Below are 12,967 nucleotides of genomic sequence, written 5' to 3'. Positions count from 1 at the left end.
GGCTAGTGCTTCGGTCGGTTGTTGCGGTTGGGTTGCGGATTCGGCCGGCTCTCGCGGTGCAAGAAGGCGACGCCCTGAATGCCTTCGCTGTTGCCGGCCTGCGACGGACGCGGCGACTCGCCCCGGCTCGTCTGCGGCGCGCCATTATTACCACCCCGGCGGCGGCGGCGGCGAGGGCCTTTTGCACTTGGAGCCGGCTCATTCCCACGGACATTATGCGCGCGCGGCGCAGAGCGGCCGCCACGGTGGGGGTGGGTCGCCGGTGCGGGCGCGGCGGCCTCGCGGCTGCCCTGCGTGCGGCGGTCTTCCCGCGGCACGGTAATCCGGATCAGCCGCTCGATATCGCGCAGATAGCCCATCTCCTCGGCGCCGGCGACCAGCGAGATCGCGATGCCGTCGGCGCCGGCGCGCGCGGTGCGGCCGATGCGGTGGACGTAGGTCTCCGGGATGTTGGGCAGGTCGAAGTTCACGACATGGCTGATGCCGTCGACGTCGATGCCGCGGGCGGCGATATCGGTCGCCACCAACGTGCGGATCTCGCCGGTACGGAACGCCGCCAGCGTGCGCTCGCGGTGGTTCTGCGACTTGTTGCCGTGGATCGCATTGGCCTCGATGCCGGCCTTGGCAAGGCTCTTCACCACCTTGTCGGCGCCGTGCTTGGTGCGGGTAAACACCAGGGCACGATTGACCTGCTCCTGCTTCAGGAGCTGGGCGAGAACCGTCGGCTTGGCCGCGAAATCGACCTGGATCGCGCGCTGGGCGATGCGATCCACCGTCGAGGCCACCGGCGTCACCGCCACGCGGGCCGGGTCGCGCAGCATCGCCTCGGCGAGCTCGGCGATGTCCTTGGGCATGGTCGCCGAGAAGAACAGTGTCTGCCGCCGGATCGGCAGCTTGGCGACGATTTTGCGGATGTCGTTGATGAAGCCCATGTCGAGCATGCGGTCGGCTTCATCGAGCACCAGGAATTCGACCTGGTTGAGCTTCAGCCCGTTGCTCTGCACGAGGTCGAGCAGGCGGCCGGGGGTGGCGACCAGCACCTCGACGCCCTGCATCAGGGAACGGACCTGGCGGCCCATCGGCACGCCGCCGATGGCGAGCGTCGAGGACAGCCGGACGTGGCGGCCATAGGTGTTGAAGCTGTCGAGGATCTGCCCGGACAGTTCGCGGGTCGGCGAGAGCACCAGCACGCGGCAGCTCTTGGGCTGCGGGCGGATGCGGTTCTCGAGCAGCCGGTGCAGGATCGGCAGCGCGAAGGACGCGGTCTTGCCGGTTCCGGTCTGGGCGATGCCGACGACGTCGCGGCCGGCAAGTGCGAGCGGGATGGTCTGGGCTTGGATGGGGGTCGGCGTGAGATAGTTTTCTTCTCGAAGCGCGCGGGCGATGGGATCGGCGAGGCCGAAATCCTGAAAGGAGGTCAAAAGGTGGTTCTTTCCATAAAAGCCGTCATCGTCCCGGCCAGTATCGGCCGGAATCGGATGAAAGCATTCGGGGACACCCGCGTGTCTGGGGCGTCAAGCTGGGTTAGCTGAAAGGCGAGCCAGAAGCCGCTTGGGGCGGCTTGAACACGCAGCTCGCGAAGGCACCGCGATGTCGCGGGCATGGCGAGGATATGGACCAGGAACTGGGCGGTTTCAAGATGATATCGCCGGAATGGGTGCGCGGAATGCGCCGAACCATCGCGCAAACTGTCACAAATATCGGTGCCGGAAATTTAGCCAAGAAGGTAATTTTGCCTACAAAATAATCTGATTGCTCTTTCGGCAGTCAAGTTTACGGCTCAATGATTGGGCAACCGCTTTCCGTATTTGCCCGGAACTCATGAAATTATCCAGTTGGTTCATCGGCTTACGGTGCCCACACACCGTGGCACAGTTCTTGCGATTCCCTTAACCGCAGGCGGCCAAGCGGCCGTTCGCAAGCGTTCCACGCCTGCGTCAGGGAGACGACATTTCATGCTTACTCAGCTTACTCACAAAATAACGACGATGACCCGCCGCCGCGCGCTAGCGGCGACGGCCGGCCTGGTTTTGGGTCTGGCTGCGTCCTCGCCGTTCGCGCCCGCCCAAGCGGCCGACGACACCATCAAGATTGGTATTCTTCACTCGCTGTCGGGCACCATGGCCATCAGCGAAACCACGCTGAAGGACACGATCCTTTTCCTGATCGACGAGCAGAACAAGAAGGGCGGCGTACTCGGCAAGAAGCTCGAGGCCGTCGTGGTCGACCCCGCATCGAACTGGCCGCTGTTTGCCGAGAAGGCCCGCGAGCTGATCACCAAGGACAAGGTTGCGGTCGTGTTCGGCTGCTGGACCTCGGTGTCGCGCAAGTCCGTGCTGCCAGTGTTCAAGGAGCTCAACAACATCCTGTTCTATCCGGTGCAGTATGAGGGCGAGGAATCCGAGCGCAACGTGTTCTACACGGGCGCGGCGCCGAACCAGCAGGCGATCCCCGCCGTCGACTATCTGATGAAGGAAGAAAAGGTGAAGCGCTGGGTGCTGGCCGGCACCGACTACGTCTATCCGCGCACCACCAACAAGATCCTGGAGGCCTATCTGAAGTCGAAAGGCGTCGCCCAGGACGACATCATGATCAACTACACGCCGTTCGGTCACTCCGACTGGCAGACGATCGTGGCCGACATCAAGAAGTTCGGCTCGGCCGGCAAGAAGACCGCCGTGGTCTCCACCATCAACGGCGACGCCAACGTTCCGTTCTACAAGGAGCTCGGCAACCAGGGCATCAAGGCGACCGACATCCCGGTGGTCGCGTTCTCGGTCGGCGAAGAAGAGCTCGCCGGCATCGACACCAAGCCGCTGCTCGGCCATCTCGCCGCCTGGAACTACTTCGAGTCGATCAAGACCCCGGCGAACGAGAAGTTCATCAAGGAGTGGCAGGCCTACACCAAGAATCCGAAGCGCGTGACCAACGATCCCATGGAAGCGCACTACATCGGCTTCAACATGTGGGTGAAGGCGGTCGAGAAGGTGAAGTCGACCGATCCGGACAAGGTGATCGACGCGCTTCCCGGCACCGAGGCGCCGAACCTGACCGGCGGCACCTCGAAGATGCTGCCGAACCACCACATCACCAAGCCGGTGTTCATCGGCGAGATCAAGGGCAACGGCCAGTTCGACGTGGTCTGGAAGACTCCGGGCCTGGTGGCCGGCGACGCCTGGTCGAAGGAGCTCGAGGGCTCCAAGGACCTGATCGGCGATTGGGTCGGCAAGAAGTGCGGCAACTACAACACCAAGACCAACAAGTGCGGCGGCCAGGGCTCCTGATTGAGAGCTTGATAGGGAGAATTGCGAAGCGGTTTTCCCTCGCGACAAACGCGGAACGCGTTTGCGCGGAGATCATGCTCAAACAAGACACCTGACCTCAACAACGACACAACACAACCTTCCAAAACCGGAGAAGGCGGCATTGCTCGCCGCCTTCTCCTCCACTCCTGCCGGGGTACTGACGTGTTTGCTATTTGTATTGATCGCTTTCGCACTCTGTTTCTCTCGATCCTGCTGCTGAGCTGCCTTGCTGTGCCGGCGCTGGCCGGCCCGTTCGAGGATTCGGTCGCCAAATTCGCCAATGACGAGTTCTCCGACACCGAGGCCGCGATCGGCGAGGTTGCCGCATCGGGCAATGCGCTCGCTTCGCCGATCATCGGCGCGCTGCAGGACGGCCGGCTGTCGGCCGATCCGGACAGCAAGAAGGTCTCCATCACGCAGGCCGACGGCAAGATCATCGACGCCGCCACCGGCGCGGCCGTCGACAAGCTGCCCGACAGCGCCGCTGCCGTTCGCCTCAACAACCGCCTGCGCCGCACCGTGGAGGCCGCGCTCGGCGGCCTGACGCTGCTGTCGCCGGATCCGGGCAAGCGGCTCGCCGCTGCGCAATCGGTGTTCAAGAGCCACGAGGAGAATCTGCTGCCGACGGTGGAGGGGGCGCTCGCCAAGGAGAGCGTCAAATCGATCAAGCAGGCCTTCGCCGAGGCACGCGCCGCCATCATCCTGTTCAAGCCGGATGCATCGGACAGCGACAAGCTCGACGCCGTTGCTGTGGTCAAGGCCCGCGGCGACCAGGAGGCGCAGGCGTTGCTTACCGGGCTCGGCGACCAGCCGCCGCTGGTCGCCAAGGCGGCGGCTAACGCGGTCACCTCGATCCAGAGCAATCTTGCGATGTGGTCGATGGTGCAGAACGCCTGGTACGGCCTGTCGCTCGGCTCGGTGCTGCTGCTCGCCGCGATCGGGCTTGCCATCACCTTCGGCGTGATGGGCGTCATCAACATGGCGCATGGCGAGATGGTGATGCTTGGCGCCTACACCACCTTCGTGGTGCAGGAGGTGATCCGCACCCGCTATCCCGCGCTGTTCGACTATTCGCTGCTGATCGCGGTGCCGCTCGCCTTCCTGGTCGCGGGCCTCATCGGCGTCGTGATCGAGCGCACCATCATCCGCTTCCTCTACGGCCGTCCGCTGGAGACGCTGCTCGCGACCTGGGGCCTGTCGCTGGTGCTGCAGCAGGCGGTGCGCACCGCGTTCGGTCCGACCAACCGCGAGGTCGGCAACCCCTCCTGGATGAGCGGCGCCTTCGAGCTCGGCCAGATCACCATCACCTATAACCGGCTTTGGATCCTCTGCTTCACGCTCGCGGTGTTCGCCATCCTGCTCGCGATGCTGCGCTATACCGCGCTCGGGCTCGAGATGCGCGCGGTGACGCAGAACCGCCGCATGGCGGCCTCGATGGGGATCGCCACCTCGCGCGTCGACGCGCTGACCTTCGGCCTCGGCTCGGGAATCGCCGGCATTGCCGGCGTGGCGCTGTCGCAGATCGACAATGTCAGCCCGAACCTCGGCCAGAGCTACATCATCGACTCATTCATGGTCGTGGTGTTCGGCGGCGTCGGCAATCTCTGGGGCACGCTGGTCGGCGCCTTCACGCTCGGCATCGCCAACAAGTTCCTCGAGCCGATGGCAGGTGCGGTGCTCGGCAAGATCGCGATCCTGGTGCTGATCATCCTGTTCATCCAGAAGCGGCCGCGCGGCCTGTTCGCGCTCAAGGGCCGGGCGGTGGAAGCATGACGCCGCATATCCTGACCCGTTCGCTCGACCGCGCCGCGACCGCGTTCGTCCTGCTCGTCGCCGCGGTCGGCGTGCTGATCCCGCTGTCGAACCTACTGCTGCCGCAGGGCTCGATGTTCCAGGTGCCGACCTATCTGGTGGCGCTGTGGGGCAAATATGTCTGTTACGCCATCCTCGCGCTCTCGATCGATCTGATCTGGGGCTATTGTGGCATCCTTTCGCTCGGCCACGGCGCGTTCTTCGCGCTCGGCGGCTACGCGATGGGCATGTACCTGATGCGGCAGATCGGCAGCCGCGGCGTCTACGGCAACCCGATCCTGCCCGACTTCATGGTGTTCCTGAACTGGGACAAGCTGCCTTGGTACTGGTACGGCTTCGACAAGTTCTGGGTTGCCGCGTTGATGGTGCTGCTGGTGCCGGGCCTGCTTGCCTTCTGCTTCGGCTGGCTCGCCTTCCGCTCGCGGGTCACCGGCGTGTATCTGTCGATCATCACGCAGGCGATGACCTATGCGCTGCTGCTGGCGTTCTTCCGTAACGATTTCGGCTTTGGCGGCAACAACGGCCTGACCGACTTCAAGGACATCCTCGGCTTCAACGTGCAGGCCGAAGGGACCCGGGCCGCGCTGTTCCTGCTGAGCTGCCTGGCGCTGATCATCGCCTTCCTGATCTGCCGCGCGATCGTGACCTCGAAGCTCGGCAAGGTCTTGATCGCGGTGCGCGATGCCGAAAGCCGCACCCGCTTCCTCGGCTATCGCGTCGAATCCTACAAGCTGTTCGTGTTCACGCTGTCGGCCTGCATGGCTGGCGTCGCCGGTGCGCTTTACGTGCCGCAGGTCGGCATCATCAATCCGAGCGAGTTCGCGCCCGGCAATTCGATCGAGGCGGTGATCTGGGTCGCGGTCGGCGGCCGCGGCACGCTGATCGGCGCCGCGCTCGGCGCCGTCGTGGTCAATTACGCCAAGACGTTCTTCACCTCCGGACCACTCGCGCCGTACTGGCTGTTCATGCTCGGCGCGCTGTTCATCCTGGTCACGCTGCTGTTGCCCAAGGGCATCGTCGGCACCTTCGACAGCTGGTGGGAGACGCGGCGCAGCGCGGCCCTTGCGGCCGACAAGGAAAGCGCCGCACGCGAAGACGGCGTCGGTGCACCGAACTTGGCGGAGTAGGCAGATGAACGTCATGGATACCCGCGCCACTTCGGCCATGCTCTATCTCGACGGCGTGCACGTCTCGTTCGACGGCTTCCACGCCATCAACAATCTGTCGCTGACGCTCGCGCCCGGCGAAATGCGCGCCATCATCGGCCCGAACGGCGCCGGCAAGACCACGATGATGGACATCATCACCGGCAAGACTAAGCCGGACGAGGGCACCGTGCTGTTCGACGGCACCGTCGACCTGACCCGGCTCGACGAGACCCGCATCGCCGAGCTCGGCATCGGCCGCAAGTTCCAGAAGCCGACGGTGTTCGAGAGCCAGACCGTGCAGGACAACCTGCTGCTCGCGCTCAATGTCGATCATTCCGTGCGCGGCACGCTGTTCTGGCGCGGCAGCAAGGCCGAGTCCGAGCGGATCGACAAGGTACTGGAGACCATCCGCCTGACCGATGCGCGCAACCGCCTCGCCGGCAGCCTGTCGCACGGCCAGAAGCAGTGGCTCGAGATCGGCATGCTGCTGGCGCAGGATCCCAAGGTGCTGCTGGTCGACGAGCCGGTCGCCGGCATGACCGATGTCGAGACCCATCTGACCGCGGAGCTGCTCAAAGAGATCAACAAGAACCACACCATCATGGTGGTCGAGCACGACATGACCTTCGTGCGCGAGCTCGGCGTCAAGGTGACCTGCCTGCATGAAGGCACGGTGCTCGCCGAAGGTTCGATCGACCAGGTGTCGTCGAACGAGCGGGTGGTCGAAGTGTATCTGGGGCGCTAGGCGATGCTGAAGATCGACAACATCAACCTTTATTACGGCGCGGCGCAGGCGCTGCGCGGCGTGTCGCTGACCGCCGAGCCGGGCAAGGTCACCTGCGTGCTCGGCCGCAACGGCGTCGGCAAGACCTCGCTGCTGCGCGCCATGGTCGGCCAGTATCCGATCGCCTCCGGCGCGATCAATTTCGACGGCAAGGACATCACTGCGCTCAAGCCCTATGAGCGGGCGCGGCGCGGCATCGGCTTCGTGCCGCAGGGCCGCGAGATCTTCCCGTTGCTGACGGTGGAAGAAAACCTCAAGACCGGCTTCGGCCCGCTCAAGCGCGAGGACCGCAACATCCCCGACGACGTGTTCTCGCTGTTTCCGGTGCTGCAGACCATGCTGGGCCGCCGCGGCGGCGATCTCTCCGGCGGCCAGCAGCAGCAGCTTGCGATCGGCCGCGCGCTGGTGATGCGGCCAAAGCTCCTGCTGCTCGACGAGCCGACCGAGGGCATCCAGCCCTCGATCATCAAGGATATCGGCCGCGCCATTTCCTATCTGCGCAACCTCGGCAACATCGCCATCGTGCTGGTCGAACAATATCTCGACTTTGCCTGCGAACTCGGCGACAGTTTTGCCGTGATGGACCGGGGTGCGGTGAAATATGCCTGCGACCGCGCAAGCCTCGATCCCGCCGAGATCAGCCGCCAGATGGCGTTGTGAACAGGCTGTGACGCCGCCTCGCGCGGCGCGCGCAAGGGAGCGTCGGGGGAATGCGGACCGGGATCGCAGGCGCGGCAGCGGCGACGTTTGCGGCAAACCGCGCCCAGGGCGCTGTCAGGTTCGGCGTGCATCGCAAGGATGGCGTCACCCGCCGCGGTGATCTCCATGAATCGGGCTCGCTGCGCGTCCGTTTTCCGTCGCCGGAGGACCATGGCCTGTCGGCCATGTTCGTCAACACCGCCGGCGGCATTGCCGGCGGCGACCGCTTCGACATCGCAATCGCGGCCGGTCAGGGCGCCCGCCTGACCCTGACCACGGCGGCCGCCGAAAAGGTCTATCGCGCCCCGGGCGCGGCGGCGCGGCTCGATATCGCGCTGAAGGTCGCTGATGGCGCGCATCTCTCCTGGCTGCCGCAGGAGACCATCCTGTTCGACCGTGCCCGCATTCATCGCGGTTTCGACATCGACCTTGCCGAGGGCGCTTCGCTTTTGCTGTGCGAGATCGTGGTGTTCGGCCGTGCCGCGATGGGCGAGACCATGCGCCATGGCGAGTTCGTCGACCGCTGGCGGATGCGCCGCGGCGGCCGGCTGGTGTTTGCCGAGACGATCAGGCTCGACGGCGAGATCGGTGACAAGCTGGCAAGGCCCGCGATCGCTGGGGGCGGCTGCGCGATCGGTACGGCGCTGATCGTGCCGGGCGACGACGCGCTGGTCGAGCGCATCCGCGAAGCGTCCGAAAGCTTCGGCGGCGAAGTCGGTATCTCGGCCTGGAATGGCTTTGCAATGGCGCGCTTCTGTGCCCAAGATGCGGCCCGGTTGCGCGCCGACATGATGGCGGTGCTCGGCCGCGCCTCCTTAGTCCCGCTGCCGCGGCTGTGGCTGAACTAGACCCTTCAAGAACGATCAGAGTGCTCGCATGAATTTGTCTCCCCGCGAAAAGGACAAGCTCCTGGTATCGATGGCCGCCATGGTGGCGCGCCGCAGGCTTGAGCGCGGCGTCAAGCTGAACCACCCCGAGGCGATCGCGCTGATCACCGACTTCATCGTCGAGGGCGCGCGTGACGGCCGCACCGTCGCCGACTTGATGCAGGCCGGCGCGAAGGTCCTGACCCGCGCGCAGGTGATGGATGGCATCCCGGAGATGATCCACGACATCCAGGTCGAGGCGACATTTCCCGACGGCACCAAGCTCGTCACCGTGCACGAGCCGATCCGATAGGAGTGCGACATGATTCCCGGCGAACTCTTCATCAAGGACGGCGAGATCGAGCTTAATGCCGGCCGCAAGACCGTGACGCTGTCGGTCGCCAACACCGGCGACCGCCCGATCCAGGTCGGCTCGCACTACCATTTCTTCGAAACCAACCCGGCGCTGAAATTCGACCGCAAGAAGGCCCGCGGCATGCGCCTCGACATCGCCGCCGGCACCGCCGTCCGCTTCGAACCCGGCCAGACCCGCGACGTCCACCTCGTGGCACTCGCCGGCAAGCGCGTGATCTACGGCTTCCGCGCCGAGGTGAAGGGGAAGCTTTGATTGTAATCTAAGCGGCGAGTGTGATGGTGGTGGTCGATAGTGAGGTGAGCACTCCGGTCAGGCTCCCTCCCCCCTTGCGGGGGAGGGTGGGGAGAGGGGTATGCCGCACACGCAAGTGAGCGACATCCAGCGCGGTCGCGCCAAGGAGCTCCGCCGTGCGATGACGCGCGCGGAGACGCTGCTGTGGCGGCACACCAAGGCCGATCGCCTCGCCGGCCTCAATTTTCGTCGACAGGTTCCGATGGGCAATTACATTGCGGATTTCGTCGCACATTCTTGCAAGTTGATTGTTGAAGTTGACGGCGAAAGCCACGATTTCGATGAACGAGTTCGTCACGACGAGCGACGAGACGCCTGGTTCACGTCGCGCGGCTACCGTGTGCTCCGCTTCACCAACAACGATGTGTTGAAAAATCTCGAAGGTGTCGCTCCTGCGACCCTTCAGGCAGCGGAGCAAGCGGCACCCCCCTCCCTAACCCTCCCCCGCAAGGGGGGAGGGAACCCTTCCACCGATGCCTCCCTTACATCTAATGTTGATCGAGCGGAGAAGTTGTGATGCGAGGTGGAGAAATCCCTACGAGACGTGAGGTGAGCACACTCATCAGGCTCCCTCCCCCCTTGCGGGGGAGGGTTGGGGAGAGGGGTAAGCCCCGGGCGCCGGCCGAAATTATTTCTCGATGCCATACCAATCGCAATTGCGACGGGAGCGCCGCAATCTGATGCTACCCGCGCTTTGCATGGTCTCCGGAGCTGCCGAGCTTGCCGCGCGCCGTCACAACGGCATGGCGCGCAAGGGGCGGGGGAATGAGCCTTACATCAACCATCTGGCCGAGGTTGCGAACCTGCTGGCGCAGGTGACCGATGGTGCCGATGCCGAGCTGGTGGCGGCCGGCTGGCTGCACGACACCATCGAGGACACCGAGACCGCGCGCGCGGAGCTCGCGCAAAAGTTCAGCGAACGCGTTGCCGCGCTGGTGGTCGAATGCACCGACGACATGAGCCTGCCAAAGCCCGTGCGCCGGCAAAAGCAGATCGAGGACGCTCCGCACAAATCGCCCGGCGCCAAGCTGATCAAGACCGCCGACAAGATCAGCAATATCGGCGCCCGGATCGTGCCGCATCCAGGCAAGGACGAGCGCGACGATCTCGCCGACTATGCGGCCTGGGCCGACAAGGTCGTTGCCGGTTGCCGGGGGATCAATCCGCGGCTCGACCGCATTTTCGATGACACTCTCGCGCGCGCCAAGGCCGCGCTGGCTGAAACTGGGGGCTGACATGTCCGTGAAGATCAAGCGTTCCGTCTATGCCGACATGTTCGGGCCGACCACCGGCGACAAGGTGCGGCTCGCCGACACCGATCTGATCATCGAGGTCGAGAAGGATCTCACCACCTATGGCGAGGAGGTGAAGTTCGGTGGCGGCAAGGTGATCCGCGACGGCATGGGGCAGTCGCAGGTGACCAACGCGCAAGGCGCGGCCGATACCGTCATCACCAACGCGCTGATCGTCGATCACTGGGGCATCGACAAGGCCGACGTCGCGATCAAGGAGGGCATGATCGCGGCGATCGGCAAGGCCGGCAATCCCGACATCCAGCCCAATGTCACCATCATCATCGGTCCCGGCACCGACGTAATCGCGGGTGAGGGCAAGATCCTCACCGCGGGCGGATTCGACAGCCACATCCACTTCATCTGCCCGCAGCAGATCGAGCACGCGCTGATGAGTGGCGTCACCTCGATGTTAGGGGGCGGCACCGGCCCCTCGCACGGCACCTTCGCCACCACCTGCACGCCCGGCCCGTGGCACATGGGGCGGATGATCCAGTCGTTCGACGCCTTCCCGGTCAACCTCGGCATTTCCGGCAAGGGCAACGCCTCGCGTCCGGCGGCGCTGGTCGAGATGATCAAGGGCGGTGCCTGCGCGCTGAAGCTGCACGAGGATTGGGGCACCACGCCGTCGGCGATCGACACCTGTCTGTCGGTGGCCGACGATTACGACGTCCAGGTGATGCTGCATTCGGACACGCTGAACGAATCCGGTTTCGTCGAGGAAACCGTGAAGGCATTCAAGGGCCGCACCATCCATGCTTTCCACACCGAAGGCGCCGGCGGCGGCCACGCCCCCGACATCATCAAGATTGCGGGCCTGAAGAACGTGCTGCCGTCCTCGACCAACCCGACCCGGCCGTTCACCCGCAACACCATCGACGAGCATCTCGACATGCTGATGGTGTGCCATCACCTCGATCCGTCGATCGCCGAGGACCTCGCCTTCGCCGAAAGCCGGATCCGCAAGGAGACCATCGCCGCCGAGGACATCCTGCACGATCTCGGCGCGCTCTCGATGATGTCGTCGGACTCGCAGGCGATGGGCCGGCTCGGCGAAGTCATCATCCGCACCTGGCAGACCGCCGACAAGATGAAGAAGCAGCGCGGAGCCCTGCCGCAGGACAGGGGCAACGACAACGACAATTTCCGCGTCAGGCGCTACATCGCCAAATACACCATCAACCCGGCGATCGCGCATGGCGTGTCGAAGCTGATCGGTTCGGTGGAGAAGGGCAAGCTGGCCGATCTGGTGCTGTGGTCGCCGGCGTTCTTCGGCGTCAAGCCGGACTGCATCATCAAGGGCGGCTCGATCGTGGCGGCGCCGATGGGCGATCCCAACGCCTCGATCCCGACACCGCAGCCGGTGCATTACCGGCCGATGTTCGCCGCCTTTGGCAAGGCGCTGACCGCGTCCTCGGTGGTGTTCACCTCGAAGGCTGCGGTCACCGGCGGCCTCGCCCGCAAGCTCGGGATCAGCAAGAAGCTCTACGCGGTGCAGAACACCCGCGGAAAGATCTCCAAGAAGAGCATGATCCATAACGACGCGACGCCCGAGATCGAGGTCGATCCGGAGACCTATGAGGTACGCGCAGACGGCGAGCTCCTGACCTGCGCGCCGGCCGAGGTGCTGCCCATGGCACAGCGCTACTTTATGTTCTAAAACCACTCCCGGTAACTAGAGCGTTTTCGAGCGAAGTGGATTTCCGGTTCGCGGAAAGAAAACGCGTCAAGACAAGACTCAAACCAAAAGAGAAAACCGGGAGGAATTTCCGTGATTTACGTCGTTGCCACGCTGACCATCAAGCCCGAGACCCGCGCCGAATTCATCGCTGCGGCGACGGCCTGCATCAAGGAAACCCGCAAGGAGCCCGGCAACATCGCCTACGACTTGCACGAGAGCGTCACCGACCACAGCAAGATGGTGTTCGTGGAGCAGTGGGAGAACGCCGAGGCGCTGGTGCCGCATCGCACCGCCGAGCACATGAAGACGTTCGGCCGCGTTGCGGTGAAGTGCATGGCCGCGCCGCCGAAGATCGAGGTGATCACGCCCGAGAAGGTCGACGTTCGCTAACAAGAACGGGAGAAGCACCATGATCTATGTCATCGCAACCACGCCGATGAAGCCGGAAAACAAGGACGACTTCATTAGGGGACACAAGGCGTGCATCGCCGAGACCCACAAGGAGAAGGGCTGCCTCTCCTACGAGGGCCATGTCAGCGTCAACGATCCCAATCTGTATGTGGTCGTCGAGCGCTGGGAAACCCGCGACGACCTGACCGCGCACAGCAAGGCGCCACACATGAAGGTGTGGCGCGAATATTCCGCCGAAATGAAGACCGGCCCGACGGTGATCGAGATCATCAGCGACGCCAAGGTTCAGAAGCTCTGAGGCA

14 protein-coding genes are annotated in these 12,967 nt (G+C 64.3%); 13 read left to right on the top strand and 1 reads right to left on the bottom strand.

Translation table 11 applies throughout. The annotated features are described in order from the left end of the window. Window positions 1-2 precede the first annotated feature (2 nt). A complete protein-coding gene (locus HU230_RS28940) occupies window positions 3-1,421 on the bottom strand; it encodes a DEAD/DEAH box helicase (RefSeq protein WP_176528885.1) in 1,419 nt (472 codons plus the stop codon). 534 nt (window positions 1,422-1,955) lie between these two features. On the opposite strand from HU230_RS28940, the gene urtA reads away from it, so the two are divergent. The 13 genes from urtA to HU230_RS28875 all read left to right on the top strand — a co-directional run bounded on the left by urtA (window position 1,956) and on the right by HU230_RS28875 (window position 12,963). Further along, the gene (gene urtA / locus HU230_RS28935) at window positions 1,956-3,284 is read left to right on the top strand and encodes an urea ABC transporter substrate-binding protein (protein WP_092119009.1); all 1,329 of its coding nucleotides are present in this window, start codon (window positions 1,956-1,958) and stop codon (window positions 3,282-3,284) included. A gap of 198 nt (window positions 3,285-3,482) precedes the next feature. After that, window positions 3,483-5,078 carry an urea ABC transporter permease subunit UrtB gene (gene urtB / locus HU230_RS28930; protein WP_176534820.1) on the top strand — a complete coding sequence of 532 codons (1,596 nt, stop codon included), beginning with the start codon at window positions 3,483-3,485 and terminating at the stop codon, window positions 5,076-5,078. Continuing rightward, complete coding sequence (gene urtC / locus HU230_RS28925) at window positions 5,075-6,244, top strand: urea ABC transporter permease subunit UrtC (RefSeq protein WP_176528886.1); 1,170 nt, start codon at window positions 5,075-5,077, stop codon at window positions 6,242-6,244. Before urtB ends, urtC begins: the two co-directional genes overlap by 4 nt. 4 nt (window positions 6,245-6,248) lie before the next feature. Continuing rightward, the gene (urtD, locus tag HU230_RS28920; protein ID WP_050405363.1) at window positions 6,249-7,010 is read left to right on the top strand and encodes an urea ABC transporter ATP-binding protein UrtD; all 762 of its coding nucleotides are present in this window, start codon (window positions 6,249-6,251) and stop codon (window positions 7,008-7,010) included. Between the two features lie 3 nt (window positions 7,011-7,013). Further along, a complete protein-coding gene (urtE, locus tag HU230_RS28915) occupies window positions 7,014-7,709 on the top strand; it encodes an urea ABC transporter ATP-binding subunit UrtE (protein WP_092119000.1) in 696 nt (231 codons plus the stop codon). A gap of 50 nt (window positions 7,710-7,759) precedes the next feature. After that, complete coding sequence (locus tag HU230_RS28910; RefSeq protein WP_176528887.1) at window positions 7,760-8,596, top strand: urease accessory protein UreD; 837 nt, start codon at window positions 7,760-7,762, stop codon at window positions 8,594-8,596. A 28-nt stretch (window positions 8,597-8,624) separates the two neighbouring features. Beyond that, window positions 8,625-8,927 carry an urease subunit gamma gene (locus HU230_RS28905; RefSeq protein WP_176528888.1) on the top strand — a complete coding sequence of 101 codons (303 nt, stop codon included), beginning with the start codon at window positions 8,625-8,627 and terminating at the stop codon, window positions 8,925-8,927. Between the two features lie 9 nt (window positions 8,928-8,936). Beyond that, window positions 8,937-9,242: an urease subunit beta gene (locus HU230_RS28900; protein ID WP_038387566.1), complete on the top strand. Its 306-nt coding sequence runs from the start codon at window positions 8,937-8,939 to the stop codon at window positions 9,240-9,242. A gap of 100 nt (window positions 9,243-9,342) precedes the next feature. Then, on the top strand, window positions 9,343-9,798 hold the full coding sequence (locus tag HU230_RS28895; RefSeq protein ID WP_176528889.1) for an endonuclease domain-containing protein: 456 nt from the start codon (window positions 9,343-9,345) through the stop codon (window positions 9,796-9,798). Window positions 9,799-9,961: 163 nt separating this feature from the next. Then, window positions 9,962-10,516, top strand: coding sequence for an HD domain-containing protein (locus HU230_RS28890; RefSeq protein WP_176528890.1), 555 nt, complete (start codon window positions 9,962-9,964; stop codon window positions 10,514-10,516). 1 nt (window position 10,517) lies between these two features. After that, window positions 10,518-12,233: an urease subunit alpha gene (ureC, locus tag HU230_RS28885; RefSeq protein ID WP_176528891.1), complete on the top strand. Its 1,716-nt coding sequence runs from the start codon at window positions 10,518-10,520 to the stop codon at window positions 12,231-12,233. Window positions 12,234-12,344: 111 nt separating this feature from the next. Continuing rightward, window positions 12,345-12,644, top strand: a complete 300-nt coding sequence (locus tag HU230_RS28880; protein WP_024581875.1) for a putative quinol monooxygenase — start codon at window positions 12,345-12,347, stop codon at window positions 12,642-12,644. A gap of 19 nt (window positions 12,645-12,663) precedes the next feature. Next, window positions 12,664-12,963 (top strand): putative quinol monooxygenase, encoded by a 300-nt coding sequence (locus HU230_RS28875; protein ID WP_092118991.1) that lies wholly within the window; start codon window positions 12,664-12,666, stop codon window positions 12,961-12,963. The last annotated feature ends 4 nt before the right edge of the window (window positions 12,964-12,967 follow it).

Source organism: Bradyrhizobium quebecense (genome assembly GCF_013373795.3).
In the GTDB taxonomy this organism is placed as follows: Bacteria; Pseudomonadota; Alphaproteobacteria; order Rhizobiales; family Xanthobacteraceae; genus Bradyrhizobium; species Bradyrhizobium quebecense.
This window is presented reverse-complemented; position numbering and strand designations above follow the sequence as displayed.

What these genes read in the sequence shown, in the direction of transcription:
- urtA (WP_092119009.1), top strand. Translation starts at nt 1,956, where the DNA reads ATGCTTACTCAGCTTACTCACAAAATAACGACGATGACCCGCCGCCGC.
- urtC (WP_176528886.1), top strand. Translation starts at nt 5,075, where the DNA reads ATGACGCCGCATATCCTGACCCGTTCGCTCGACCGCGCCGCGACCGCG.
- urtD (WP_050405363.1), top strand. Translation starts at nt 6,249, where the DNA reads ATGAACGTCATGGATACCCGCGCCACTTCGGCCATGCTCTATCTCGAC.
- urtE (WP_092119000.1), top strand. Translation starts at nt 7,014, where the DNA reads ATGCTGAAGATCGACAACATCAACCTTTATTACGGCGCGGCGCAGGCG.
- HU230_RS28910 (WP_176528887.1), top strand. Translation starts at nt 7,760, where the DNA reads ATGCGGACCGGGATCGCAGGCGCGGCAGCGGCGACGTTTGCGGCAAAC.
- HU230_RS28905 (WP_176528888.1), top strand. Translation starts at nt 8,625, where the DNA reads ATGAATTTGTCTCCCCGCGAAAAGGACAAGCTCCTGGTATCGATGGCC.
- HU230_RS28900 (WP_038387566.1), top strand. Translation starts at nt 8,937, where the DNA reads ATGATTCCCGGCGAACTCTTCATCAAGGACGGCGAGATCGAGCTTAAT.
- HU230_RS28895 (WP_176528889.1), top strand. Translation starts at nt 9,343, where the DNA reads ATGCCGCACACGCAAGTGAGCGACATCCAGCGCGGTCGCGCCAAGGAG.
- HU230_RS28890 (WP_176528890.1), top strand. Translation starts at nt 9,962, where the DNA reads ATGCTACCCGCGCTTTGCATGGTCTCCGGAGCTGCCGAGCTTGCCGCG.
- ureC (WP_176528891.1), top strand. Translation starts at nt 10,518, where the DNA reads ATGTCCGTGAAGATCAAGCGTTCCGTCTATGCCGACATGTTCGGGCCG.
- HU230_RS28875 (WP_092118991.1), top strand. Translation starts at nt 12,664, where the DNA reads ATGATCTATGTCATCGCAACCACGCCGATGAAGCCGGAAAACAAGGAC.